This window comes from Kineococcus siccus (assembly GCF_009906795.1).
GTDB classification, from domain to species: Bacteria; Actinomycetota; Actinomycetes; order Actinomycetales; family Kineococcaceae; genus Kineococcus; species Kineococcus siccus.
The window spans coordinates 1-1,125 of the sequence record NZ_JAAALN010000402.1; the positions used below are offsets into that span (position 1 = coordinate 1).

The 1,125-nt window shown below is 68.1% G+C and carries 1 protein-coding gene; it reads right to left on the bottom strand.

Annotation, left to right across the window (positions count from 1 at the left end; all coding sequences use genetic code 11):
• A partial coding sequence (locus tag GTR02_RS21800; protein WP_205709813.1) for an IS256 family transposase occupies window positions 1-1,077 on the bottom strand: 1,077 nt, incomplete at its 3' end.
• Window positions 1,078-1,125: the final 48 nt, after the last annotated feature.

The window sequence follows — 1,125 nt, forward strand, 5'->3', positions numbered from 1 at the left end:
GGCGTTGGGGAAGATCCCGACCACGTCGGTGCGGCGCTTGACCTCGCGGTTGAGGCGCTCGATCGGGTTGGTCGACCAGATCTTGCGCCAGTGTGCCTCGGGGAACACCGCGAAAGCGGTCACGTCGCCGCCGGCCTCATCCAGCATCGCCGCGACGGCGGGGAACTGCCCGCGCAGGGTGTCGGCGACGACGCGGACCTGCTCGCCGACCTGGACGGGTGTGGGCTGCACGAAGATCGTGCGGACCATCGCCGCGACCGCATCGGACTGCCCCTTGGTGACCTTGCTGAGGACGTTGCGCATGAAGTGGACCCGGCAGCGTTGCCAGGACGCGCCGGCCATCGTCTGCTCGATCGCGCTGACCAGGCCGCGGTGCTGATCAGAGATCACCAATTGGACTCCGTGCAGGCCACGGTCGCGCAGGCAGGACAGGAACTCCCTCCAGAACGTCAGAGTCTCGGCGTCCCCGACGTTGCAGCCCAGCACTTCGCGGTGACCATCGGCGGTGACGCCGGTGGCGATGACGACGGCTTGGGACACGACCCGACCACGGATGCGGGCCTTGCAGTACGTGGCGTCCAGGAACACGTAGGGGGTGGCCTGGGCGTCCAGGGGGCGGGAGGTGAAGGCGGCGACCTCGGAGTCGAGGTCAGCGCAGATCCGGGAGACCTCGGACTTGCTGATGCCAGACTCCACGCCCAAAGCCTCGACGAGGTCGTCGACCTTGCGGGTGGAGACGCCATGGACGTAGGCCTCCATGACCACCGCGTGCAAGGCTCGGTCGATGCGCCGGCGCGGGTGCAGCAGGGTCGGGAAGAACGATCCGGTGCGGGTCTTGGGGATCTTCACGTGGAGGTCACCACTGGTGGTGGCCACGAGGCGGTCGCGGGTGCCGTTGCGCTGCGTCGTGCGGGCCGTTGAGCGCTCGTGCAGGCCGGCGCCGATGTGGTGCTCGGCTTCCGCATCGATGAGGCCTTGGAGGGCTCCCTGCAGAAGGCGGCGCATGAGGGTGCCGTCGTCGGCGGAGGTGAGTGCGTCGAGCAGGGTGGACAGGGCAGACTGGTCCATGAGGGCCATCGCGTTGATCTCCTTCTACGAGTTCCTTGGCGGGTACTCGCAGAGCTT